Source organism: Xanthomonas sp. WHRI 10204, from assembly GCF_040202875.1.
Lineage (GTDB): Bacteria > Pseudomonadota > Gammaproteobacteria > Xanthomonadales > Xanthomonadaceae > Xanthomonas.
The window spans coordinates 30,388-54,766 of the sequence record NZ_JBEGDW010000001.1; the positions used below are offsets into that span (position 1 = coordinate 30,388).

Consider the following 24,379-nt stretch of genomic DNA (forward strand, 5'->3'; position numbering starts at 1 on the left):
CAGGGGACGAACTGGTGAGAGTGGCGATGCATCTGTGTGGATGACGGTACGCCTACCGTAACCGATGGTGTCGGGTGGGGCAGGCCTACTGTACCCAGCAATGCGCGTGTGTGGCGCATGGCGCTGTCGACTGCATGTGTGTCTTTGCAGTGCTGCGCTGGAATCACCATCGCTGCGTGCGTCGTTTTTCTACGGCATGGATCGCGCAAGCGGCTGGTTGGGGAATGCGCATATTCCTAATCGCGTGCTCGGTTGCTTGCCGCCCGACATGTCGCTTGCAACGGCCAGGTCAGTCGGGCAACAGCTCCAACCCGCGGATACGGCGGATACCCAGCCCCGGCGAATCGTCGATATGGATCTGCGCCTCATCGAACTGCACGCCGCCCTCGGTGGGGTCGAACTGCCCCAACGCCGGCGCATCCAGATCGGCCAGGGTGATGCTGTCTGCCTTTGCTACCGCCAGATGCACGGCTGCCGCAACGCTGATGCTGGATTCGATCATGCATCCGATCATGCACGGCACGCAGTACAGCGCTGCGATATCGGCGATGCGGATGGCATTGGACAGGCCGCCGGTCTTCATCAGTTTGATGTTGACGATGTCGGCTGCGCGACGCTGGAGAAGGTCGATCACCTGCGGTGGAGAGAACACGCTTTCGTCGGCCATCACCGGGGTGTCGATACGCGCGGTGACGAAGGCCAGGCCATCGATATCGGCGGCCTTGACCGGCTGTTCAAGCAATTCCAGCACGATGCCGGCGTCCTCCAACGTACGCATGCTGCGCACCGCCTGTTTGGGTGTCCAGCCCTGGTTGGCATCCAGGCGCAGCGATGCGCGCCCATCGACGGCTGCGTGGATCGCCTTGACGCGTTCCACATCCGATGCGCTGTCCTTACCCACTTTGATCTTCAGCGATCGATAGCCGCGCGCCAATGCCGCCTGCGCCTGCGCGACCATGATGTCGATGCTATCGGCACTGATGGTGATGTCGGTGGTGATGCGCGGCGTGCCGCCACCGAGCAACTGATAGAGCGGCGCACCGAAAGACTGCGCCCATAGATCGTAGAGCGCGATTTCCACCGCGGCCTTGGCGCTGGTATTGCGTTCCAGCGCGTGCTGCACCAGACCGCATAGCCGATTGAGATCGGCCACATCCTGGCCGATCAGCCGCGGTGCGATGCACTGCTGGATCGCGGCAATGATGCTGCCGTGCGTATCGCCGGTGATCGGCGCGGTCGCCGGCGCCGCGCCGTACCCGATATGTCCGCTATCGGTTTGCAGCAGCACCACCACGTCTTCGATCGCCTGCACGGTGCGCACCGCGGTTTTGAACGGTGTTTTCAATGGCATGCGCAGCATGCCGAGGCGGAAGCCGGTGATCTTCATGGGGAGCCGATCGGCGCGATGCGCTGGATGCGAGTGATGTGATCGATGAAGGGTGTGCCATCGGTGGCCAGCAATGGCAACAGCGGCGTCACCGAAACGCCGTTCAAGCGCGCGCGCTGCACACTGCCATCGGCAGCGCGATAGTTGGCGCCGGCGACATCGTGAATCACCCACGGTGTGCCGCGCTCATGCCCGATCACCAACATCACGTGGCCAGGGATATAGATCAGGTCGCCGATGCGCAGCAGCGCCAGCTGCTGCAGACGCTGCGGTCGCGGCGCGCGTGCATCGAACGCAACAGTGCGCAGCGCCGGGCTGCGCGCCTGATCGCCGGTATTGCGCGGCAGCGCAATCCCCAGACTGCGATAGATATCCAGCACAAACCCACTGCAATCGCGGGCGTCGTAATCGTTGCCCCAGCCGTAGCGTTCGCCCAGAAACTTGAACGCCTGGCGCAGCAACGCGGCATCGGTCGCGGGCAAGGGGCCAATGTGCACATCGGCGCCGCGCGGGATCAGGGCAGGCAGCAATTGCAAGCGACCATCGGTATCGCGCACTGGGAGTTGCACTACGTGGGCAGCCAGCGGCAGTTGTCCGTTGACCAGCTGTTGCGGTTGCCAATCGCCATGCAAGGGCAGGTTGGTGCCCATGTCCAGCGACAGTGCCGAGAGGGCAGGCAGTTCGGGGGTGTACGCGGTTTGCACGCGTGCACCGGTGACGAGTATGCGTGGGCTGCGGTGCGCGTACTGCAGCACCTGCTCGCGACTGCCTTCGGCGATCTTGTCGGCAGCGATCCACGCCGCGTAGTTGGCCGCAAGCACAAACCGCCACGCGCCATCGGCACTGGTGTGCAGCACAGCTACCGGCGTGCCTGGATACAGCGCGGACTCCTGAAAGCGGTCGATATCAAGATCGTCGGGACTGGTGAACACGCGCTGGGAGGTAGGGAAGGTGCGCAGTGCCGCGCGCCGGACGACCAGTGCGAAGTGCGGTGCCACGTTTTCAGGAATAGCGTCCAATGCCAGCGTGTGGCGCAGCTCAGACAGGCGCGCTGCGTCGATACGATTTCCATCCGTACCGTACAGCGCACGGGTTGGTGGCGCCGACAGCGCCTCGATCCGCGCTCGCACTGCAGCGCCGGGCATGACCTCGGGCAGCTGCGACAGATCGTGCATGGACGCATCGTCGCGCAACAGGCGGGCATTGAAGGCGGCGATCTGTGCGGCATTCAAGTGCGGCGCCTGCGCTTTGCTGCTGCGCTGTATCCAGTAGTCCGGCGTCAGCTGCGCGTCGCTGACGGCGAAGTGTGCGGCTTGCGAAGCGCGCATGCTCGCGGGCGCGGCGCCGCACGGCAGCGCGAGTGCGATCAGCAGCAACGTCAGCAGGCGGCGCAACAGTGGCATGAAAAGCTCTGGATGAATGCATGTGGCGTGCAGTGCAGCGTGGAGAGAACAACAGCGTGCCGGCCTCCATTTGCTGCAACTGCGAGCCTGATCAGGAGTGTACGCGGGACGCCTCGCGGTGCGGAGACTGCCAGCGGCGATCGCTCTGCAACGTCGCGCGATTCCAAGGGTGTGATGACGTGCTGCTGCCATGGGAGACGCGTCGGTCGAGTGGTCGTTGCCGCGCGCCTTGCCGCCGCGCCAACGCTGGCGCGTTGCCTTGCCGCCCGCACGTGCGGCACTCGGCAGACGATGACATGGCCGAAAGCTGCATGCCGCACCGGTCGCGGGCGAAGGTTTGCGACCAGTCACACACGACTGCAGCGGCTGTCAGCGGACGCGGCCACGACGCGGAATCGGCATCGCCTCTCGTACACTGCAGTTGTCCGTGTCTGTGCCCATCTGGCGATTGGTTGCCAGATGGTGTCAGCCGCCCTGAATGCCCGTCAAGAGAAACCCGATGTCGCCTATTTTTCAATCGTGTTCATCGGCCTGGCTGCGGGCGCTGGTCTGCTTGGTCGCTGTGTCGCTGGGTGCTTGCGCGCATGCACCGCAGCGCAACCCGCTTGCGCAGTGGGTGCCGTCGCCTAATTACGACACGCGGCGGCCGATCCTGATCGTGCTGCACTTTACCGACCAGCACTCGGTGCAGCAGAGCCTGAGCACGCTGCGTGGACGCAACAGCGGCGGCCGCGTCAGTGCGCATTACCTGATCGGCGAGGATGGGCAGCGCTACCAATTGGTCAGCGACGCGCAGCGCGCCTGGCATGGCGGCTCCGGTCGCTGGGGCACCATCACCGATATCAATTCGGCTTCGATCGGCATTGAACTGGACAACGACGGCAGTGAAGCGTTCGCGCCAGCGCAGATCGACAGTCTGCTGGTGTTGCTGCAAGACCTGTGCACGCGTCTGCGGATCCCGCGCACCCAGATCGTCGGTCATGAAGACGTCGCTCCTACACGCAAGAACGACCCGGGCCCGCTGTTTCCCTGGAAACGCCTGGCCGGTGCCGGCTTCGGCCGCTGGCCCGCGCCGGACGCTCCGCCGGCACCGGCAGGCTTCGATCCCTGGCAGGCGCTTGCGTTGCTTGGCTATAGCCTCGACGACCCCGCCGCCACGCTGCAGGCCTTCCATCACCACTATCGCGGCAACAGCGCCAGTACGCTGGATGCCGAGGATCTGCGGATCCTGCATGCGTTGACACAACTCACCACTTCACCCGCTGTGCTACTGACTCCGGGCGAGCTCGAAGCCAAGTGACGCGGTGCATCATCGCGCGGGAAGGCGGGTTCCATTGGCGGCAGAGCGGGCCGCGTTAGGTGTGGAAGGAGTTGGGCGCCTTTCTTGATTGCTGCGCTTTTGTAAATCCACTGGATCTGCAGCGCATTCTTGATAGGATTTTCCCCCGCCAACAATTGAAAGGATGTCGCGTGATGAGTCTCAGGAAGACAGCACTGTGGGCGGCAACGATGCTGGTCCTTGCCGGTTGTTCGGACAAGGCCAGCGACACGGCACAGGCCGGCGCGCCGCCTGCGCCTACCGAGACGGCAGCCGCAACACCGACGACGTCTCCCGCAGCGCAGCCACAGCAGGTGGCCGCCGAGGTGCCGGCTCCTGGGCAGGTGCTGAACGACGTTTATGGAATGAAGGGCGACGGCTCAGCGTCCTACACCGTCGACAACGGTGCGCTGGCCACTTTCTGGTATGGCTATCGCTTCGACTTGGGTGGCAAGCACTACTACACCGGCTTCGCCAATGCCGGGCCCGGAAAGTATGGCAAGGCAGAGGAAAGCGACGGCCCAGATCCCGGCGCTGGGGTCAGCATTAGCCAGGCGACGTATGTGCTGGACGCAGTGGACGGCAAGCCGACCTGGACGCTGTTTCACGCCCAGCAGTGGGCCGGCGATTTCGGCGCGAACGAGAAAGCCGATCCGCTCGATGAGAAACGCAAATCGCAAAGCACCGAAACCAAGGACGGCCACCTGCTTCTGGCGGTGCCGACCACACGGTTCGCAACCGGCGTCAGCAGTCTGGGCTTCGCTATTTTCAGCTTCGACCCGAACAAGAACGACCTCGGCGATTACAAGGGCTGGGTTTACTTGGGTACCGTTGCGACCGGTGAAGACAACAGTGCAGCGTGCGACGACGGCGGGACGATGAAATGCGCCTCCAGCAGCGGGACGCTGAGCTTTGAACCGGACAAGACTGTTTCCATGCCGACGCTGCGCGTTGTCATGACAGGCACTGCCGTCTCCGGTCCAGGCAAGGTCCGTGTCCTGGACGCCGCCGATACGGTGACCTACACCTTCGACGCGTCCAAACAGCAGTACACCCCGCCGCTGGATCAGTGAGCACCTTCTGCCATCTGGCTTTTCGGCGGATGCGCCGGCCAGATGGCGGTAGCTCGAAGAACTGGTTAAGCTACTCCAACGGGGCCTGATGTTCAGGCGGGTTATTCGTGAGCGGCAATGGATGCTGCACTCGCCCGATAGACCGGATGAAATTGCCGGTTTGTGGCTTGCCAAGCGCAGCCACCATTGCCGCCCCCGGTGCCGGGGCTGGACTTGATCGTTATTGTCCGTTCCACCCCACAAGCAGCTGCGCTGCCTGTGGGCCGCGCCGTGTATGTGGAGTCACAGGATGGTGGCATGCGGCGGCCGCAACCGGCAGCAGTGCACGTCAGCTGGAGGCTTTCGTCTTCTTAACGACAACAGGATGTTATGGCTATGTCCAGTGAAAAAGCGGTCGTCGCAGTGACCGATGTGGCGCCCTACGCAGTTAGTGTGCTTTATCTGATTTACGGCATTGACGGAGATGGGGCTACCTCGTACGAGATCGATAATGGCGCGGTGGCAACCTTCTGGTGCGGTCAGCATTTCGAGCTTGAAGGCAAGCATTACTACACCGGCTTTGCGTACGCGTCGCCGAACAGGTATGGCAACGACCCTGCAGAGACGTTTCCAGATCCAGGCCAAGGCGTGTTCATCAGCCAAGCCACCTTTCAGCTGGTCGCGCCGGGCAGTGAGCGGCCGTGGATGCTGTTCCATGCGCAGCAGCACGTAGGCACCTTTGGCGGCTACGAGCGCGCCGATGCATTCGATGACAAACGTCCAACCCAATCGTTTGTACTGAATAACGGGCATCTGTTATTGGCAGTGCCGACGTCCAGCTTCAGTAATGGCGTGACCAGCAATGGACTGGCCTTGTTTACGTTCGATCCTTACAAGAACGATCTGGGCGATTATCAGGGTTGGGTCTACCGCGGCACGCTTGCGGCAGGTGAAGACAACGGAGCCTCTGTGGATGAAGAGGGTGGCGTTCCGCATGTCACCAGTACGGGAAATTTGCGTGTGCAATTCGATACAGATGCAGCCATGCCCGCGTTGGAGATCGCACTGCAAGGTACCGTCATCGCCGGCTCAGGTGAGATCCGCGTGCTTGGAGCAGGAGACATCGTGCGCTACGGCTACGACCAGCCAAGCGGCCAATACGTGCCTGTTGCAGGTTAAAAGTAGGGCGGTGCGGACGCTGCAGCTGCCGCATTGCGAAGTAAGAATGTTGCATCAACAGTTTTGTTAACCGCGAACTCAAGCTAAAGGACGAGCTCGGTTGACTCTGGCGGCACATGCCGCTGTTTCTCAACCTCAAGGAGTAAGACGAGATGGCCCGCGATTACACGAAATCCGAAAACTTGAACATCATCGAAAGCGAAGCAAAGCAGCGCCACATTCCGGTGGATGACTTTATGCGGTTTGCCTATATCGAAACCGGCGGAAAGTTCGACGAACAAGCCAGCCGTGGACCAAGAGGAGCCAAGGGCTTGTTCCAGTTTACGCCTGGTACTGCCGAGGCCTACGGTATCCGTGGTCAGGAACTCGACGCGGTCGCGAATACGGATGCGGCGGCACGGTTGTATCAGGACAACCAGAAGTCACTGACTCGGCAGCACGATCGCGACCACAATCCTTATCTGTCTGGCAAGCCGCAGCCGGATGGCCTGGACATGTATATGGCGCATCAGCAAGGTGCTGCCGGGTATCGCTCGATCCAGGCTGCCGTTGCTACCGGGGATTTCGTGCGAGGCGACACGCGCTCCAACATCCTCAACAATGTTCCTGGCGAAAAAGATCGGGCCGGTGCAAAACAGTTTGAGGCATACACCGGCTCGTCTCTGGCAGACTTCAAGAAGATGTCCGATCAGGATATGGCCAAGACCTTCGTCAAGTATTGGGACACCAAATTCGACCATATCTCGATCCCCGAAAAGGGTATCAAGCCGGTCTCTCCGGGTCAGACGCCGGATCGAGCACCTGAGACAGTGCCGCAGCGGACCCAGACCCCGACGCAGGCCACGCCAGCTGCACCCAAGCAAGATGCACCCAAGCAAGATGCTGATGGCATCAAGCTCACCGCCGCGCACGCGATGGGCATCGAGCATGACGATGTGAAGTACGCCATCAACATCAAGGGTCACAAGCTTTACCACCCCGGCGTGGACGGCAAGCATCTGGATCAGGGCTATATCGACTGCTCCGGGTGGGTGACCGAGCTGCAGAACGCCACCATGCGCGAGATCAATCAGAAAGCCGGCCAAGACGTGTTTGGGCGTCAGGATATGCTCGTGCAGGGCATGACCGGCTCGGGCGGCATCGTCAAGAAGGCCTTCGACAGTTCCGGGGTGCTACTGCAAGGCCAGGATGTATTCAAGCCGGGAGCGTTGAAGGAAGGCATGGTCATCGGCGTGGATGCCGGTAATACCAAGCACGAGCACTGGAAAGGCATCGACCACATCCTGATGGTGGTGCGTGATCCGAAGAGTGGCGAGCTGCAGGTCAGTCAATCCAGTGGCACCAAGGGTGTTAACACCCTGCCGCTGGACGATTATCTGGCAGCGAACAAGAACGCAAAACTATTTGTATCCGATCCTATCGCCAAGGCACGCGAACTTCTGCAGGACAGGCAGCAGACGCAGTCTCACAGTCAGGACGCACGCGATTCACTGAAGCCAGGCCAGCAGGGAAGCGATGTCAAGGACATGCAGCAGAGCCTGATCGCACTGGGCATCAAGGACAACAGCGGCAACCTACTCAGCGGCACCGGTTTCTATGGCGACAAGACCAAGGAAGTTGTCGCAAATCTGCAGCGCGAAAAGGGTATCGAGCCGACCGGGATTGCAGACAAAGCAACGCTTGAGGCACTGAACAAGCAGCAGGCCCAGGGTAAGTCGGCTACTGATCCGGGGCGTCACACCACTGCTGCCGTCAGCGATAACCCGCTGATGAAGCAGGCGATGGACCAACTTGAAAAGCATGGTCCCAATGGCGGTTTCAAGAATCGTGACGAAATGCAGCGGGCGGCTGGTCAGGTCGCGTTCGAAGCCAAGGTCAGCGGGATGTCGCGGATCGATGATCTGGTGGCAAGTACCGACGGCAAGGGTTTGATTGCGGTGCAGCGCAATCCGAACAATCCGCTCGACGTCAATCGTGCGTACGTGGACAAACAGCAGGCCGCAACTGTGCCGCTGGAGCAGAGCCAGCAGCAACTGGCGTCCGAAACTCAGCGGCAAACGCAGGAAGACCAGCGAACGCAGGCGGCAACGCAGGCTGCTCCGTCGCGGTAAGCGTTTGATATCGACCGTGCCTCACCAGGCGCGGTCGGTATCACGGAGGCCTTACATATCGACGTGGCGCACGATGAACGCGTCACGCCACGGCGGCTTTGTAACAACGTGGGCGGCGCCGTGTGAAGTCGCAACGCGCGAGGCGTTGGTTGGTGCACGCGTATTGCCGGCATCGCCAGGATGAGTTGCCTGAGTGGATGCATTTGAGCAGTGCCAGGGACCTGATCCGCATCTCGCATCTCAAGTACCAAATCTCAAGTCCCGGAACAAACAGGCTCGGGTCGGACCACCCAGGCAACAGCGAACTGCCGCAACCCTGACACGACCTATAGTGTCCAGATGGAGGTCGGCCTGCGTAGACCGCGTCAGCCACAGATCGCCCAGGCAACTCCTTGTACGTTGATCGCCTATGCTTCGCAAATGGCGCACACCCCTCCAGTCCACATTCCAACGGTGCCTTCGGGCTGCCAGAAGCCTGCACTGCGGTGGCTGTTACTTACAGGTTTGTTGGTAAGCACATGCTTCGCTGCCACCGCAGCGCCGGTCATTTCGCCGGCGACCACTGCTGCAGAAGCTGGCCTGATCGATGTGCGCACGCTTGCGCCGGAGATCGTCGTCGACATGCGCTATGCGGGAAGCGACAACTTCACCGGACGCGTGGTGCCTGGGTATCTCGCGCCGCGGTGTTATCTGTTACGCCCGGCAGCCGAGGCGTTGGCCAAGGTGGCGCGTACGCTCAAGGCGGCGGGATATCGCTTGCAGGTGTTCGACTGTTATCGGCCTGTGCGTGCGGTGCATGCATTCGTGGCATGGGCGGCGGATCTGCAGGATCAATCGACCAAGCTGCAGTACTACCCACGTGTGGACAAGCGGGCGCTGTTGGGCGACTACATCGCCGAGACCTCTGGACATAGCCGCGGCGCGACCCTGGACCTGGGCTTGCTCGACTGCCGGCGCGGTGCGTGTGATGCGGTGGAGATGGGCACCGACTTCGATTTCTTCGATCCGCGTGCGCATACCGATGCACCCGAGATCAGCAGCGCGCAGCGTGCGCATCGCCAGCGCCTGTTGCGTGCGATGGCCGCCGAGGGATTTGCCAACTATCCGATGGAATGGTGGCATTTCACCTTCCGTCCCGAGCCCACGCCTGATACCGCTTACGATGTACCGGTGGACTGAGCGCGCCCACGCTCAGCCGCAACGGCTGCCGGTCTGGTTCTACGCGTGCAGTCGGTCCATCACTCGTACACTGCGGTCTTTGGCGCGGTGTTTGCCGCTTGGCCGGCCAACCGTCACGGTGCGCCTGCTGCTTGAGGAATCGTCATGTCCGACCCGGAACGCTTTTTGGATATTGCCTGCCCGTATTGCGGGGAGTGGATTACGCTGACGCTGGATCTCAGCGGTGGCGATCAGCAGTACATCGAAGATTGCCAGGTGTGCTGCAAGCCGATTTCGGTCAACGTGCAATGGGACGAGGATGGCGAGGCGCAGGTGACCGCGCGTGGTCAGGACGACTGAAGCGGCGTTGCCGACCGGACCTTTGCTCTCAGAGGCAGCAGATCGGGTGACCTGCCGTACTTCCCTTCATGCAGGTGCCTGGCACGCAGCCGCCGCTGCCTCGTTCGCGCGCTCGTCCACCAATTCGGCTTGCGCCCGGAACCCTTGCCCTTAGCCGCTAGACTGGCATGCCTGCTGCCTGGATCGTCACGATGAATCTGCCCCTGCACTTCGGCCTGCTCGGTTCGCTGGAGGCCGGCCTGATCGCGCTGGTGCTTGGGGTGCTGTTGTTCGCCGCGGTCGAGTACATCGGCCGACGTCTGCAATTCACCCACGGCCACACGCTGGGAATCGCCTGCCTGCTTGCCGTGGCCATCGGTGCCGGCTACGACATCTGGAATCTCGTCTACACCAGCATTGTCCGGCTGGAGTCGCCGCTATATGCGCGGCTGGCATTGGCAAAGATTCACGACCCCAACGAACTGGGCTCGCGCGTCGTCCTCGAAGTGGCCGGTGCGATCGCCGGCGTTGTCGTGGGTTGGAAACTGTTCAGTTCTGGAAGCTGGGACGACGACATCCCGAACGCCTGAGACGTATCGAAAAAATGCGGCGCAGTTCGCAAAAATTTCCACGTTGAATGCGCTGCTTCTGTTTGACTCACCAGCCGCTAACAGGCGGCTACGCACAACGCTCGGCGCTGTGGTTAAAAGGATGTTTTGCGGGAAATCAGCGCAGGTTGAGCGTTCATTTGCGATGGGTAGGGTGGTGCCATGTGCGGCGATACCGTGCATTCCCAAGCCAAGGAGACCACCCAAATGAAGAATCGCAACCGCATCTCGCTGCTCGCCGCCACTGCCGCTCTTGCTGCCGCTCTGGCGCTGCCGGCCATGGCGCAAAGCACCTCTCAGGATGCCGCAGCGCAGTCGGGAAGTTCGGCAACCGGAGCTCCGACCGGTAGTTCGAATTCCGGCGGTGGTGGGCAAACCTGGGCCAGCGTGGATACCGACAGCGACGGCGCGATTAGCAAGCAGGAAGCGCAGGTCAACGCAGGGCTCGCACAGATCTTCGATCAAGCCGATGGCAATACCGACGGCAAGCTGACCCCGGATGAGTACAAGGCATTCGTCGCCAAGCAGCAGGGTGGTGGCGCAGCCGGTTCGCAGGGGAATTGATTGGCACCGTCGCGAGACATCCCTTGGATTTCTATCGATCGAAGAGGAGTTGCGTCTAGATGAGAAACAGCGAATGAGCCGCTTGCCGTAGAGCAGGCGCGCCATCGATCAGGATGGACACACGGGAGCGACCTGCCAGGGTCGCTCCCGTTTTCTTTACGTCATCCCCGTTACGGTGACACGGTCCAACTCTGGCCTTCTTCCCATGTTGCAGCTGCGCGTTACCTTACTGGCCGGCCTGTGCAGTCCGCTGCTCGCGTTCGCCGCGCCGCCGGAGTTGCCGCCGGCCACCGCGCAGCAACCGCTTGCGCCGCCTGGCAGCAATGCTCCGGCCATGTCGCCGTTGCCGATCGAGCCGCCGCCTCCTGCAACGACTCCGCTGTTACCCACCGATCCCTCTGGTCCGCCCCGCGCCCGGAGCGGTGCCGAGTCCTCCGTGGCGTCGCCTGCCGGGACGCTGGCGCCGCGCAGCTTCCGCAGCCTGGATCGTGATGCCGACGGCTCGCTGACGCCGACAGAGGCCGCTGCCGACCCGATCCTGCGCGAGAAGTTCGGCGACTTCGACAGTAACGGGGACGGACGCCTGTCGCGCGATGAATTTGCCAGCTATCAACCCGGACCGGGCGATGCCGCGGGCGACTGACCGCAGCAGCGCTGCGGTGCGCTGCTAGACTTACGCGATGACTTCTTTTGCACAGCGCGACGGCCAGGCGATTCAACTGGTCGGCTTCGATGGCGACGATACCCTCTGGAAAAGCGAGGACTATTACCGCAGCGCCGAAGCGGATTTCGAAGCGATCCTGGCCGGCTATCTCGACCTGGGCGACAGTCGCATGCAGCAGCACCTGCTGGCGGTGGAGCGGCGCAACCTGAAGGTGTTCGGTTACGGCGCCAAGGGCATGACGCTGTCGATGATCGAAACCTCCATCGAACTGACCAACGCCCGCATCGACGCACGCGACATTCAGCGCATCGTCGAGATCGGACGCGCCACGCTGCAGCACCCGGTAGATGTGATCGCCGGGGTGCGCGAGGCGGTCAGCGCCATCGCCGCCGACTATGCGGTGGTGTTGATCACCAAGGGTGACCTGTTCCATCAGGAGCAGAAGATCGCGCAGTCCGGCCTGACTGATTTGTTTCCGCGAGTCGAAGTGGTGTCCGAAAAGGACCCCCAGACCTACGCGCGCGTGCTCGGCGAATTCGACCTGCCGGCGCAGCGTTTCGTGATGATCGGCAACTCATTGCGCTCCGATGTGGAGCCGGTGCTGGCGATCGGCGGCTGGGGCATCTACACCCCCTACGCGGTGACCTGGGCGCATGAGCAAGAGCACAGCGTCGCTGCCGACGAGCCGCGTATGCGCGAAGTGCCCGATGCCGCAGGCTGGCCGGCCGCCGTGCATGCGCTGGATGCACTGGCTAGGCGGCACGCGCTAAGCTAAGCGCCGCGGCACGCGTCTGCGGTTAGAAGGAACGGTCGCGACCGCTTGGGGGGCGTACTCCGTGCCGACTCGCCTTAAACGGTCGCACTGCCGTGGCAATGGCTGGATCTTCCACGTCAGCTGCAGTGGCCAGGGCGGTCGTTACTGCGTCGCCGGTTTGCATATGCTACGAATCGACATGCGGGCACATTGCAGTGCCCGTCAACAGGACGTTCCGGCCAGCAGGCGTGCATGGCCGACTTTGGAGGGATTGCCCATGAACATGTTGTCCGTCACCCATCGTGCAGTGCTGGCCGTTGCGCTGGGGCTGCTCGCCGGCACCACGCCGCTTGCGGCTGCCGAGCTCGAAGAAGAAATCATCAACCCCAGCGAGGTGATCTTTCGCGACGGGCAGCCATACTACGAAGATGCGGGCGACTATGTGCGTCTTCGCACGCGCAAGGTGGGTGGGGAGATCGTGTATTTCCGCACCGTCCGCTTCGACAGTGAACAAGGCTATGTGGATGCGCACGGTGAGAGCATCGCGAAATTGCAGTCCCGCCCGACTGCAAGCGACCGCAGTTCTGCGTTTTCGGCCGATCGATATTCCGACGTCCGCTACGGCGGTGGCTATGGCGGTTACGGCTATGGCCGCGAACTACGGTTTGGTGCATCGCGCAACCGTCCGTATGGGCAGATCTACTACGGCAACGGCCTGTATGGGCCGGACCCGTACAGCAGCCCGCACAACCGCGATGCGCGCCAGCGTTACATCGGTCCCGGCTACGTGGGCTCTTGCGATCTGAGCGGCTGCCGCGAAGTGCGCACCATCGGCTTCTACGATCTGCGCTGACACGCGTATGGCCTGACACCGGCGCGAGCATGCGGCATCATCGGGGCATGCCTGTCTTACGCTCACCTCGGTTGCGATCGCTGCCATTGCTGGCGGCCCTGCTGGTTCCGGTGCCGGCGCTCGCGCAGGGCGTGCCTGCGCCTGATGCCGGTAGCCAGGCGCAGGAGGTCGCGCCGGCGGTGATGCCCGGTACCGGCGATGCGTGGGTGGACCAGCATCTGGCCGACATGGGTAGCTATGCGCAGCGCTACCCCGACAGTTTTATCGATGAGGTGGCGCGCTACACCCAGACCCCGCGCGGCTACGTGCAGGCACTGTTGCAGGTGCACGGCTGGCATGCCGGCGACATCTATTTCGCCTGCGCGTGGGCGCACACGGTGCAACTGTCGTGCCGCGACAGCGTGCGCGCCTACACACGCGATCATCATGACGGGTGGGCAGGCGTGATCACACGGCTGTCGGTGGAGCCGGATAGCGCGCATGTCCGCGCGCTGCGGCATGCCATCGTCGCCAGTTACGACCGCTGGGAACGGCCGATCACCCTGGACGCGCTGCTGCGTCGCCAGCTCGGCGATCATGCACAGCGGCTGGAGGCTGCGCGCGAGTCCAGCGAAGCGGCCGACGCCGCAGCGCAGGCGGGGTTGTAACGCGCAAGACGTGTCGCCGGCCCAGGCGCCCCCGGCTGTCTACGCGCCAACGCGCGGATGCGATGCTGCCGTGCAGCTGGTCGCCGCAGGGCGTGGTCGGCGAGAATGCGCTAACGCTGGCATCGGCCGGCCTCTGCCAAGACCACGCCATGCGCGATACCGTGTTTGTCTCTCCCGATCACATTCGCAGCCTGTTCGCGCAGGCGATGTCGGACATGTATCGCACCGAGGTGCCGTTGTACGGCGACCTGATGACGCTGGTGGCGCAGGTCAACGCGCAGGTATTGGACGCCGACCCGGCATTGGCGGCGCGGCTGCAGCGCAACGATGAGCGCGCACGGTTGGATCTGGAGCGGCACGGCGCCATCCGGGTCGGCACGGCGGCCGAACTGGCCACCTTGGGTCGCCTGTTCGCGGTGATGGGCATGCACCCGGTGGGCTATTACGACCTCTCCGTGGCAGGCGTGCCGGTGCATTCCACCGCGTTCCGCCCGATCGACGAGGCAGCGCTGTCGGCCAATCCGTTCCGCGTGTTCACCTCGCTGCTGCGGCTGGAACTGATTGAGGACGCCGCGTTACGCGCGCAGGCCGCGCAGATCCTGGAGCAGCGGCAGATCTTCACCAGCGGTGTCGTGGAGTTGATCGAACAGCGCGAGCGTGTCGGCGGGCTGGATGCCGAGCAGGCGCAGCGCTTCGTGGCCGAAGCGCTGGAAACCTTCCGCTGGCATGGCGATGCCACGGTGTCGTTGCCCACCTACCGCGCGCTGAGCGATGCGCACAAGTTGATTGCCGATGTGGTGAGTTTCCACGGCCCACATATCAATCATCTGACGCCGCGGACCTTGGATATCGATGCGGCGCAGGCTCAGATGCAGCGGGCCGGTATCGATGCGAAGGCGGTGATCGAAGGGCCGCCGCGTCGGCGCGTGCCGATCCTGCTGCGCCAGACCAGTTTCAAGGCGCTGGAAGAGCCGGTGGGCTTTGTCGGCGACGGCGGGCAGCCCGAGCACGGCACGCACACCGCGCGCTTTGGCGAGATCGAACAGCGCGGGCTTGCGCTGACGCCCAAGGGCCGCGCGCTGTACGACGCGCTATTGGCGCAGGCGCGCGATGCCGAGGGTGCCGGCAGCACCGGTGTCGATTACGCCACACGCCTGCAAACCGCGTTCGTGGCCTTTCCCGACGACGAAGCGCTGCTGCGTCAGGAAGGGCTGGGCTATTTCCGCTACGCGCTGACCGATGCCGGCCGCGCCGATCCGGCCCAGGTAGCTGCAATGCCCGGGGAAACCGCCATCGCGCTCGGCCTGGTCAGTGCCGATCCGATCATCTATGAAGATTTTTTGCCGGTCAGCGCGGCCGGCATCTTCCAGTCCAATCTTGGCGGTGCCGAGCAACGCGCGTACGCCGCGCATTCGAGCAAGCGCAGTTTCGAGCAGGCGTTGGGCGCGCAGGTGCATGACGAGTTCGCGCTGTATGCGCAGCTGGAACGCGCATCGTTGCTGGCGTTGGTGGTGTAAGGCAGCACCAATCGACGGTATCAGGTGGGTGTGTGAGGTAGCGGTATCCCGCAGTTTCAGTTGCTGCATGCGATATCGCCCAACTGCATGCACGACGAAGGGCGACTGATAAAGTTCTCAACGCTGTCTCGATAGCGGCAGCGTGTTGGCCACACGCCCCTGCTTTGACGAATGAGTTGGTGTTGGAGGGAAGTGACATCGATCGGATAGACCTAAGCTGATCAGAGCGCACCCAATCGAACTACCGCGCTCCATCCCCTGCTTGTAACCACGCACACCGACCATCTCTACTGGTCCTTGCCCGCCCACCGTCGCGGAACCTTGCGCGGCATGGATACCGCGTAAGAGCTGACAAGGACGTACTCGCAGCGTGTCCCGCGATGGTGGGCGGGCAAGGGCGCTGCAACGCAGCCGAAGATTATCTGCTCTGCACCCGACGGCATCTCAACACCGTTCGATTACCTCTCAAGGCGACCGGGATCTTGAGCTTCAGCGTTGCTTGGATGTTCCGAAGCCGAGTGCGTCGAGGGCGCGCTGCCCTCACCGCTGGCGGGACACGCCGTGAATCCGTCCCTGGAGGCTCGGTGGCGGCATCCATGCCGCCACACGGTCCCGCAAGCGGCGAGGGCATCGCACCTACCAACGTGGTCGTGTGCTGATGGAAACCAAAAAGCCTGTGACATCTGCCTGGCGATGAGCTTAGAAAAAAATCAGCGCGATCTGTGAACCAAGAAAAGACCGCACACGTCTGGCGGGTGCAGTCTTTTGCCAGTTGCCGCTCAGTGCGCCGCCGCCGCCGGGCGACGTGCCGCCGCGCGTTCGGCACGGCGTGCGCGCGCACGCGCGCGGCGCGCTTTCCAGCGCTCGCTCAGGCACGAGAAGATCACATACAGCGCCGGGGTGCTGAGCAAGGTCAGGCTCTGCGAAAACACCAGGCCGCCAATCATCGCGATACCGAGCGGGCGGCGCAGTTCCGAGCCTTCGCCCAGGCCCACCGCCAGCGGCACTGCCGCCAGGATCGCCACCATCGTGGTCATCATGATCGGGCGGAAGCGCACGATCGACGCCTCGCGTGCGGCCGCGCGCGCATCCATGCCATGCACGCGCTGCGCCACCAAGGCGAAGTCGATCATCATGATCGCGTTCTTCTTGACGATGCCGATCAGCAGCACCAACGCAATCATCGAGATCACCGACAGCTCGGTGTTGGTGAGAAACAACGCCAGCAGCGCGCCGACACCGGCGGCCGGCAGCGTGGACAGGATGGTCACCGGGTGGATCAGGCTCTCGTAGAGCATGCCCAGCACGATGTAGACGGTGAGCACGGCAGCCAGCAACAACACCCCCATCGAATTGGGGCTGAGCTGCACATTGAAGCTGTTGTCGCCGCTGAGGCGGATGCCGTCTGGCATGCGCAATCCGTCCACCGTGGACTTGATGATCAGATCCGCCTCGCCGGTGCTCACGCCCGGGGCGAGGTTGTAGCTCAGATCCATCGTGGTGTACTGGTTTTCGTGGATGATCTGCGGCGGCGCCAGCCCTGGGGTCTGGGTGGCCACCGCGGTAATCGGCACCATCTGCCCGGCACGGTTGGGCACGAAGATCTGATCCAGCGCCTTGGGCGTGGCGGTCTGCGAGGGCAGTGCGTTGACCACCACGCTGTACTGGTTGAGATCGGAGTAGATGGTGGAAATCGAGCGCTGGCCGAAGGCGCCATACAACGCGCCGTCGATCGCACCGACCGTGATCCCCAGGCGCGCGGCCTTGGCGCGGTCGATCACGATGTTCTGGCGCAGCCCGGCGGTATCCACATCGGTGCCGACATCGCGCAGGCGTGTGTTTTTCTTCAACGCCGCCTGCAGCTTGGGCAGCCATTGCTGCAGCTGTGCAAGATCGTTGCCCTGTAGCGACACGCGGTATTGCGCGCCCTGGCTGGTGCCGCCGCCGCCGTCGCTGGGCAGGTCCTGGATGGCGCGCAGGCGCAGGTCCAGATCCGGGTAGCGGTCGGCTTTGGCGCTCAGGCGTGCGACCACCTGTGCGGTGGTGTCGCGGCGGCCCTCATTGCGTTTTTTCAGCTCGATATTGAACGAGGCGCTCGACCCCTGGCGGCCGGAGCCCAGCCGCGCGCCCACGGTTTTTACCGCCGGGTCGGCCATCAGCATGTCGGTGATGCGGCGCTGGCGGCTGACCATGTCGGCGAACGACACCGTGGCGCTGGAATTGGCGCGGCCCCAGATCAGGCCGGTGTCCTGCGCGGGAAACGAGCCTTTCTTGACTGCGCTGCCCAGAAAAATGGTGGCGGCGATCAACAGCAACGGCGTCAGCGACAGCAGCAGTGCGTGGCGCAACGAAAAGTCCAGCGCCACGGTGTAAATGGCGAGCATGCGCTCGTGCATGCGGTCCAGCCAGGCGCCGAAACGGCCGGGTTTTTCGGGCTCGGTATGCGCCGACAAGAAGCGGCTGCACAGCGCCGGGGTCAAGGTCAGCGATACCAGCATCGACACTACGATCGCCGCCACCAGGGTCACGGTGAATTCGCGGAAAAACGCGCCGACCATGCCGCTGGCAAACAGCATCGGAATGAACACCGCCACCAGCGAGGCAGTGATCGACACGATGGTGAAGCCGATCTCGCGCGCACCGGTCAGGGCGGCCTCCAGACGTGGCATGCCTTCGTCCAGATGCCGCATGACGTTTTCGATCACCACGATCGCGTCGTCGACCACAAAGCCAATGGCGATCACCAGCGCCAGCAGGCTCAAGTTGTTCAAGGTGAAGCCCAGCACGTACATCACCAGCGCCGAGCCGGCCAGCGACAACGGCACGGTGACTGCGGCAATGAGCGTGGGCGCGAGCCGGCGCAGGAACAGCGCCATGGTCAGCACCACCATCGCCAGGCTGATCATCAGCGTGGCCTGCACCTCGTGCAGCGAGGCGCGGATGGTGGGCGTGCGGTCGAAGTAGGGCGTGAGCGTGGTGCCGGGCTGCAGGTAGGCGCGCAACTCGGGAATCTGCGTTTTGACCTGGTCCACGGTCTCGACGATGTTGGCGCCGGCGCGGGTGAAGGCATACATCACCACCGCCGGTTTGCCGTTGAACCAGGCGGCTTGATACGCATCCTGCTGGCCGTCGTAGACGGTGGCCACATCGCCCAGCCGCACGATGCGCCCGTTGGATTGGGTGGAGATCGCCAACTGCGCGAAATCGGCGGCCTTGGCCACCGAATCGTTGGCGATGATGGCCATGGTGGTGTTGCCGTCGGACAGGAATCCGGTCGGCGAGGTGACGTTGGCGGCGCGCACCGCGTTGCGTAGGTCGTCCGGGGTCAGCCCGAGTGCGTTGAGCGCACGCAGGTCCACGTCCACGCGCACTGCCGGCGTGGACGCACCGGCGATATCCACCGAGCTGATGCCGGTGATCTGGCGCAAGCGCTGCGCCAGCAGCGAATCGGCCACGTTGTAGAGCTCATCGGCCGACTGGGTGTCCGAGGTCAAGGCGATGGCGATGACCGGGTCGTCGTTCGGATTGGCCTTGGAGTAAATCGGCGTGCCGAGCCCGGAAGGTAGGTCCGATTGCGATGCATTGATCGCGGTCTGGATGTCCTGCGCGGCCGAATCGATGTTGCGATTGCTCTGGAATACCAGCACCACCAGGCTGCTGCTCTCCGAACTGGACGAGCGCATGCGGTCGATGCCGGGCAGCTGGCCCAGGTGGCGTTCCAGCGGCGCGGTGACGGTGGAGGCCATGGTGCTGGCATCGGCGCCGGACTGCGTGGCGTGCACGAAGATCACCGGGATCTGGATGTTCGGCAATGCCGCCACGCCCAGCCGTAGATAGCACATCAATCCGATCACGAACAAACCGATCGCCAGCAACGAGGTGCCGATCGGGCGCTTGATGAAGGGCGCGGAGATGTTCATGCCTGTGGCGCCGGGAATCGGGAATCGGGAGTCGGGAATCGGCAAGCAAGGCCAACGCAACGCCCGGGTGCGCGCGTGGGCAGGCGAGGCCGCAGGCCGGCAATCCGATCAGCAATCGCTGCACCAGTCCTCATGCAGGGCGCTCCGAGGTGGGTGCGGGGTTTGCGCCATCGCGGCGTGCGGCACGCTGCGCGCGCCATGCCCGCAAGCGCTCACCGGCGCGTTCCATGTACAGATAGATCACCGGTGTGGTGTACAGCGTCACCAGCTGCGACAGCAGTAAGCCGCCGACGATGGCGATGCCGAGCGGGCGACGCAGTTCCGAGCCGATGCCGGTGCCCAGTGCCAGCGGCAACGCGCCCAGCATGGCGGCGGCGGTGGTCATCATGATCGGGCGGAAACGCAGCAGGCAGGCGCGGCGGATCGCCTCGTGCGCGTTGGCGCCTTCGCGGCGGGCGTCGATGGCGAAGTCGATCATCATGATCGCGTTCTTCTTGACGATGCCGATCAGCAGCACGATGCCGACGATGCCGTCCACCGACAGGCTCAGCCCGCACATCATCAACGCCAGCAACGCGCCGACACCGGCCGGCGGCAGCGTGGAGATGATCGTCAGCGGGTGGATGTAACTTTCGTACAGCACGCCCAGCACGATGTAGATCACCACGATCGAGGCCAGCAGCAACCACACGATATCGGTCTGACTGCCGGTGAATTCGGCCGCCTTGCCGACGAACTGCGCATGCACCTGGGTCGGGATCTTGAGGTCTTCGCGTGCCTTTTCGATCGCTGCCACCGCCTGCGACAACGAGTGCCCCGGCGCCAGATTGAACGAGATGGTCACCGCCGGCAGCTGTTGCTGGTGGCTCACCACCAACGGCGTGTTGGTGACCTTGGCTTGCGCCAGCGAGGCCAGCGGAATGATGCTGCCGGCGCCGACCACGATGCCGGTGTTCTGGTTGCCCACGCCGGTGGCGGTGGACGAGTTGGACGAGGTCACCTGGCCGAAGCTGGTGGCATTGGTGCCGGTCAGTGCGCCGCTGCCGTTGCTGGCCACCGCCAGCTGATTCATCAATGCGGTGCTGCTGCGGAATTCCGGCGCCACTTCAAGCACCACGCGATACTGATTGAGCTCGGTGAAGATGGTGGAGATCTGGCGCTGGCCGAAGGCGTCGTACAGCGTGTCGTCGATGGTCTGCATCGGCACGCCGAGCATGCTGGCCTTGTCGCGGTCGATGGTCAGCTCCAGCGCACGGCCCTGATTGGCCAGGTTGTTGTCCACATCGGCCAGCTCGGGCAGCTTGCGCATCGCCTCGGTCATGCGCCCGGCCCAGGTGGCCAGCTCGGTGCTGTCCACGTCCGAGATCGAATACTGGTATTCGGTGGCGGCCACGCGGGTGTCCAGGGTGACGTCCTGCACCGGCTTGAGGAACAGCGCCACGCCCGGAATGCCGGACACTGCCTTTTGCAGGCGCGGCAGCACCTCGTCCAGGCCGTCGCGGTCGCCGCGCGTCTTCAGCACGATCGACAACTGGCCCTGGTTGAGCGTCGGGTTCATGGTGCCGGCGCCGATGAAGGCGGCCACGCCGGTCACCGCCGGGTCTTTCTGCAGCGCGGCGGCCACCGCCTGGGTGCGCTGCTCCATTTGCGGGAAGGCTACGTTCTGGTCGGCCTGCACCACGCCGGTGATCAGGCCGGTGTCCTGCTCGGGCAGCAGGCCTTTGGGGATCGCCACGTACAGCACCACCGTCAACGCCACCGCGCCGATCGCCACCGCCAGGGTCAGCGGCTGATGCGCAAGCACCCAATCCAGGCTGCGCTCGTACGCGCCCACCGTGCGTGTCCACAGATTGCTCTTGCCGGCCGCTGCTGCGCGTTCGTGCGCGTCCTCGCCTTCGGGCAGGGCGTCGGGCTTGAGCAGGTAGGCACACATCATCGGCGTCAGCGTCAGCGACACCAGCATCGAGATCACCACCGCAATCGACAGCACCCACGCAAACTCATGGAACAGCCGCCCGGTGACGCCCGGCATCAGTAGCAGCGGCAGGAACACCGCCACCAGCGACACGGTCAGCGACAACACGGTGAAGCCGATCTGCTTGGCGCCGATCTCGGCCGCTTCCGGGCCCGTCTTGCCCTGTTCGATGTAGCGCACGATGTTTTCGATCATCACGATCGCATCGTCGACCACGAACCCGGTCGCCACCACCAGCGCCATCAGCGACAGGTTGTCCAGCGACATGCCGGCGAACGCCATCACCCCGAAGGTGCCGGCCAGCGACAGCGGCACTGCCACCGAGGGAATGATGGTGGCCCACAGCCGGCGCAGGAACACGAAGATCACCGCCACCACCAGCGCGATGGTCAGCACCAGGGTGAACTTCACCTCGTGCACCGAGGCGCGGATGGTTTCGGTGCGGTCGGAGAACACCTCCAGATGCACGTCGGCCGGCAACACCGATTGCAGCTGCGGCAGGATGCTGCGGATCTGCTCCACCGTCTGCACGATGTTGGCGCCGGGCTGGCGGCGGATTTCCAGCAGCACCGCCGGCTTGCCATCGGCCCAGGCGGCGAGCTGGTCGTTTTCTACCCCGTCCACCACGTTGGCCACATCGGCCAGCCGCACCGGGCGGCCGTTGGCGAAGCTGATTATGGTCTCGCGGTACTGCGCCGCATCGGTGAGCTGGTCGTTGGTGCCGATGCTGTAGGACTGGGTCTTGCCGTTGAGCGAACCCTTGGGCGCACTGACATTGGTCTGGGTCAGCGCGCTGCGCAGCGACTCCATGGTCAGGCCCATGTTCGACAGCTGCGCCGGGTTGACCTGGATGCGCACGGCCGGGCGCACGTTGCCGGCGATCGACACCAGGCCCACGCCCGGCACCTGCGACAGGCGCTGGGCCAGGATCGCATCGGCGTAGCGGTTGACCTCGCGCAGCGGAAGCGAATCGGAGGTGAGCTTGAGGGTGAGGATGGCCGCATCGGCCGGATTGACCCGGTTGTAGACCGGTTGATACGGCAATGACGAGGGCAGGGTGGCCTGGCGGATCGCCGCCTGCACGTCCTGCGAGGCGATGTCGATGTCGCGGTCCATCGAGAACTGCAGAATGATCGTGGACAGGCCCGCCGACGAGTCGGAGGTCATCATCTGCAGCCCGGAGATCTGCCCGAACTGGCGTTCCAGCGGCGTGGTCACCAGCGAGGCCATGGTGGTCGCGTTGGCGCCGGGGTACTGGGTGGTCACGACCAGGCTGGGCGCGTCGATTTCCGGCAATGCCGACACCGGCAATTGCCGGTAGCCCAGGATGCCCAGCAGCAGGACGCCCGCCATCAACAACGAGGTGGCGATGGGGCGGCGGATGAAGATGGTCGAAAAGCCCACGGGGGAGTCCTTGCTGAAGACGTCAATCGGTGCCGGCGCGCAGGGCGCCGACGCGCACTGGCGGCGGGGTGTCCCGTCGCCAGTGGTCAGGCATTAGCGCGGGCCGCCGCCACGTCGGCCGCCGCTGCCGCCGCCCTTCTGCTTGTCCTGCGCCGCCTTGAGTTCGGCTTCGGTGGGCTCGGGCGGGGTTTCGCCCGGCTTGAGCGCGCTGACCTTGCTGCCCGGCTTGAGCCGGAACTGGCCTTCGGTGACCACGCGCTCGCCGGGCTTGAGGCCCTTGGTGACCTGCACATGGCTGTCGTCCACTTCCACGCCCTGCACCACGGTGCGCATCTGCGCTGTGTTGTCGTTGCCCACCACGTAGACGTAATCGCCTTCAGGGCCACGCTGCACGGCCTGGGTCGGCACCACGGTGCCGCCGGAGATGGTGCGCAGTTGCAGCCGCACGTTGACGAACTGCCCCGGCCACAACGCGTTGTCGGTGTTGTCGAAGATCGCGCGCGCGCCGAAGGTGCCGCTGTCGGCGGCGATGCGGTTATCGATGACATCCAGCTTGCCGTCGCCGCTGATGACGTGGGCATCGCCGCGGTCCAGCGCCGCTACATCCAGCGGGGTGGCCGCCTGGCCGCTGCGCACCGCCTGCAGCTCGCGCTCGGGCAGGTTGAAGGACACGTAGATCGGGCGGATCTGGGTCAGCGTGACGATGGTGGAGCTGGCGCTGACGATATTGCCAACGTCCACGCCACGGATGCCGGCAATACCGTCGATCGGCGCGGTGACGCGGGTGAACTGCAATTGCACCTGCGCCGAGCGCATCTGCGCATCGTTGGCCGACACCGCCGCCTCGTACTGCGCCACCTGGTTGCGTTGGGTGTCCAGGTCGGTGCGCGAGACGTATTGCTTGTAGGCCGGGTCGTTGGAGCGCTGGTAGTTCACCCGCGCCGTCGCCAGCAACGACTGATTCTGCCGCTTGGCCGCCAGCGCCTGGTCGTAGCTGGCCTGCAAGGTGCGCGGATCGATCTGGGCCAGCAGCTCGCCCTTCTTCACTTCCTGGCCTTCCTTGAAATTCAGGCTCATCAGCTGGCCGCCGACCTGCGGGCTGACCGTGACCGTGTTGAGCGCGGTCACGGTGCCCAGCGCGCTGGCATAGACCGGCACGTCCTGGGTCGTGGCGGGCACCACCGTCACCGGCACCGGGCCGCTGTTTTCAGTGCCATTGCCATCCGGCGCGTCCGCCTGCTTGCCGCGATTGCCCCCGCCCATCATCCGCATTGCGACAAACACCACGACGAGCACCGCTACGACCAGCAGTGTGATCTTCCAAAAACGCGACATGCGACAACTCCTGAGGGCGGGCCGGGCGCTTGGGGCGACCGTGGGGCGGCATTGCGAAGCATATCGTTGCGTCCGGGCAATTGAGCGTTACTGAAGTAACGGCTCATCGAACGAAACGCCTGCATGGTTCACGGATGCGTGCAGCGGCAACGCGTCAGAGGCGCTGCGGTTGACCGCCGGGCTGAATCGGC

At 63.9% G+C, this 24,379-nt stretch carries 18 protein-coding genes; 13 read left to right on the top strand and 5 right to left on the bottom strand.

What is annotated here, in order from left to right; translation table 11 throughout:
* Window positions 1-289 precede the first annotated feature (289 nt).
* Complete coding sequence (locus ABQZ00_RS00150; protein WP_323539428.1) at window positions 290-1,387, bottom strand: dipeptide epimerase; 1,098 nt, start codon at window positions 1,385-1,387, stop codon at window positions 290-292.
* Window positions 1,384-2,790, bottom strand: coding sequence for a C40 family peptidase (locus ABQZ00_RS00155; protein WP_323539427.1), 1,407 nt, complete (start codon window positions 2,788-2,790; stop codon window positions 1,384-1,386). The genes ABQZ00_RS00150 and ABQZ00_RS00155 overlap by 4 nt, the downstream gene beginning before the upstream one ends.
* 499 nt (window positions 2,791-3,289) lie before the next feature.
* On the opposite strand from ABQZ00_RS00155, the gene ABQZ00_RS00160 reads away from it, so the two are divergent.
* From ABQZ00_RS00160 to hglS, 13 genes are all read left to right on the top strand, one after another.
* A complete protein-coding gene (locus ABQZ00_RS00160) occupies window positions 3,290-4,090 on the top strand; it encodes an N-acetylmuramoyl-L-alanine amidase (RefSeq protein WP_323539426.1) in 801 nt (266 codons plus the stop codon).
* Between the two features lie 173 nt (window positions 4,091-4,263).
* Window positions 4,264-5,181, top strand: a complete 918-nt coding sequence (locus ABQZ00_RS00165; RefSeq protein ID WP_323539425.1) for a hypothetical protein — start codon at window positions 4,264-4,266, stop codon at window positions 5,179-5,181.
* A 375-nt stretch (window positions 5,182-5,556) separates the two neighbouring features.
* On the top strand, window positions 5,557-6,339 hold the full coding sequence (locus ABQZ00_RS00170; protein ID WP_323539424.1) for a hypothetical protein: 783 nt from the start codon (window positions 5,557-5,559) through the stop codon (window positions 6,337-6,339).
* Between the two features lie 152 nt (window positions 6,340-6,491).
* Entirely contained in the window at window positions 6,492-8,450 is a 1,959-nt protein-coding gene (locus ABQZ00_RS00175; protein ID WP_323539423.1) for an XVIPCD domain-containing protein, read from the top strand.
* A gap of 507 nt (window positions 8,451-8,957) precedes the next feature.
* The gene (locus ABQZ00_RS00180; RefSeq protein ID WP_503064230.1) at window positions 8,958-9,629 is read left to right on the top strand and encodes a M15 family metallopeptidase; all 672 of its coding nucleotides are present in this window, start codon (window positions 8,958-8,960) and stop codon (window positions 9,627-9,629) included.
* A gap of 144 nt (window positions 9,630-9,773) precedes the next feature.
* Window positions 9,774-9,968 (top strand): CPXCG motif-containing cysteine-rich protein, encoded by a 195-nt coding sequence (locus ABQZ00_RS00185; protein ID WP_055847510.1) that lies wholly within the window; start codon window positions 9,774-9,776, stop codon window positions 9,966-9,968.
* 191 nt (window positions 9,969-10,159) lie between these two features.
* The gene (locus ABQZ00_RS00190) at window positions 10,160-10,537 is read left to right on the top strand and encodes a hypothetical protein (RefSeq protein ID WP_323539422.1); all 378 of its coding nucleotides are present in this window, start codon (window positions 10,160-10,162) and stop codon (window positions 10,535-10,537) included.
* 225 nt (window positions 10,538-10,762) lie between these two features.
* Window positions 10,763-11,119: an EF-hand domain-containing protein gene (locus ABQZ00_RS00195; RefSeq protein ID WP_055850209.1), complete on the top strand. Its 357-nt coding sequence runs from the start codon at window positions 10,763-10,765 to the stop codon at window positions 11,117-11,119.
* Between the two features lie 238 nt (window positions 11,120-11,357).
* Window positions 11,358-11,762: an EF-hand domain-containing protein gene (locus tag ABQZ00_RS00200; RefSeq protein WP_323539442.1), complete on the top strand. Its 405-nt coding sequence runs from the start codon at window positions 11,358-11,360 to the stop codon at window positions 11,760-11,762.
* A 37-nt stretch (window positions 11,763-11,799) separates the two neighbouring features.
* A complete protein-coding gene (locus tag ABQZ00_RS00205) occupies window positions 11,800-12,558 on the top strand; it encodes an HAD family hydrolase (RefSeq protein ID WP_323539421.1) in 759 nt (252 codons plus the stop codon).
* 256 nt (window positions 12,559-12,814) lie between these two features.
* Window positions 12,815-13,390: a hypothetical protein gene (locus tag ABQZ00_RS00210; RefSeq protein WP_115563039.1), complete on the top strand. Its 576-nt coding sequence runs from the start codon at window positions 12,815-12,817 to the stop codon at window positions 13,388-13,390.
* Between the two features lie 29 nt (window positions 13,391-13,419).
* The gene (locus ABQZ00_RS00215) at window positions 13,420-14,037 is read left to right on the top strand and encodes a hypothetical protein (protein ID WP_323539420.1); all 618 of its coding nucleotides are present in this window, start codon (window positions 13,420-13,422) and stop codon (window positions 14,035-14,037) included.
* Window positions 14,038-14,186: 149 nt separating this feature from the next.
* Window positions 14,187-15,554, top strand: a complete 1,368-nt coding sequence (hglS, locus tag ABQZ00_RS00220; RefSeq protein ID WP_323539419.1) for a 2-oxoadipate dioxygenase/decarboxylase HglS — start codon at window positions 14,187-14,189, stop codon at window positions 15,552-15,554.
* A gap of 779 nt (window positions 15,555-16,333) precedes the next feature.
* Here hglS and ABQZ00_RS00225 read toward each other — a convergent pair.
* The 3 genes from ABQZ00_RS00225 to ABQZ00_RS00235 all read right to left on the bottom strand — a co-directional run bounded on the left by ABQZ00_RS00225 (window position 16,334) and on the right by ABQZ00_RS00235 (window position 24,188).
* Entirely contained in the window at window positions 16,334-19,474 is a 3,141-nt protein-coding gene (locus ABQZ00_RS00225) for an efflux RND transporter permease subunit (protein WP_323539418.1), read from the bottom strand.
* 130 nt (window positions 19,475-19,604) lie between these two features.
* Window positions 19,605-22,853 carry an efflux RND transporter permease subunit gene (locus tag ABQZ00_RS00230; RefSeq protein ID WP_323539417.1) on the bottom strand — a complete coding sequence of 1,083 codons (3,249 nt, stop codon included), beginning with the start codon at window positions 22,851-22,853 and terminating at the stop codon, window positions 19,605-19,607.
* A 93-nt stretch (window positions 22,854-22,946) separates the two neighbouring features.
* Window positions 22,947-24,188, bottom strand: coding sequence for an efflux RND transporter periplasmic adaptor subunit (locus ABQZ00_RS00235; protein WP_311240238.1), 1,242 nt, complete (start codon window positions 24,186-24,188; stop codon window positions 22,947-22,949).
* Between the last annotated feature and the right edge of the window lie 191 nt (window positions 24,189-24,379).

Coding starts and splice junctions, on each gene's coding strand:
- ABQZ00_RS00150 (WP_323539428.1), bottom strand. CDS start 1,387: ATGAAGATCACCGGCTTCCGCCTCGGCATGCTGCGCATGCCATTGAAA.
- ABQZ00_RS00155 (WP_323539427.1), bottom strand. CDS start 2,790: ATGCCACTGTTGCGCCGCCTGCTGACGTTGCTGCTGATCGCACTCGCG.
- ABQZ00_RS00160 (WP_323539426.1), top strand. CDS start 3,290: ATGTCGCCTATTTTTCAATCGTGTTCATCGGCCTGGCTGCGGGCGCTG.
- ABQZ00_RS00165 (WP_323539425.1), top strand. CDS start 4,264: ATGAGTCTCAGGAAGACAGCACTGTGGGCGGCAACGATGCTGGTCCTT.
- ABQZ00_RS00170 (WP_323539424.1), top strand. CDS start 5,557: ATGTCCAGTGAAAAAGCGGTCGTCGCAGTGACCGATGTGGCGCCCTAC.
- ABQZ00_RS00175 (WP_323539423.1), top strand. CDS start 6,492: ATGGCCCGCGATTACACGAAATCCGAAAACTTGAACATCATCGAAAGC.
- ABQZ00_RS00185 (WP_055847510.1), top strand. CDS start 9,774: ATGTCCGACCCGGAACGCTTTTTGGATATTGCCTGCCCGTATTGCGGG.
- ABQZ00_RS00190 (WP_323539422.1), top strand. CDS start 10,160: ATGAATCTGCCCCTGCACTTCGGCCTGCTCGGTTCGCTGGAGGCCGGC.
- ABQZ00_RS00195 (WP_055850209.1), top strand. CDS start 10,763: ATGAAGAATCGCAACCGCATCTCGCTGCTCGCCGCCACTGCCGCTCTT.
- ABQZ00_RS00205 (WP_323539421.1), top strand. CDS start 11,800: ATGACTTCTTTTGCACAGCGCGACGGCCAGGCGATTCAACTGGTCGGC.
- ABQZ00_RS00210 (WP_115563039.1), top strand. CDS start 12,815: ATGAACATGTTGTCCGTCACCCATCGTGCAGTGCTGGCCGTTGCGCTG.
- ABQZ00_RS00215 (WP_323539420.1), top strand. CDS start 13,420: ATGCGGCATCATCGGGGCATGCCTGTCTTACGCTCACCTCGGTTGCGA.
- hglS (WP_323539419.1), top strand. CDS start 14,187: ATGCGCGATACCGTGTTTGTCTCTCCCGATCACATTCGCAGCCTGTTC.
- ABQZ00_RS00225 (WP_323539418.1), bottom strand. CDS start 19,474: ATGAACATCTCCGCGCCCTTCATCAAGCGCCCGATCGGCACCTCGTTG.
- ABQZ00_RS00235 (WP_311240238.1), bottom strand. CDS start 24,188: ATGTCGCGTTTTTGGAAGATCACACTGCTGGTCGTAGCGGTGCTCGTC.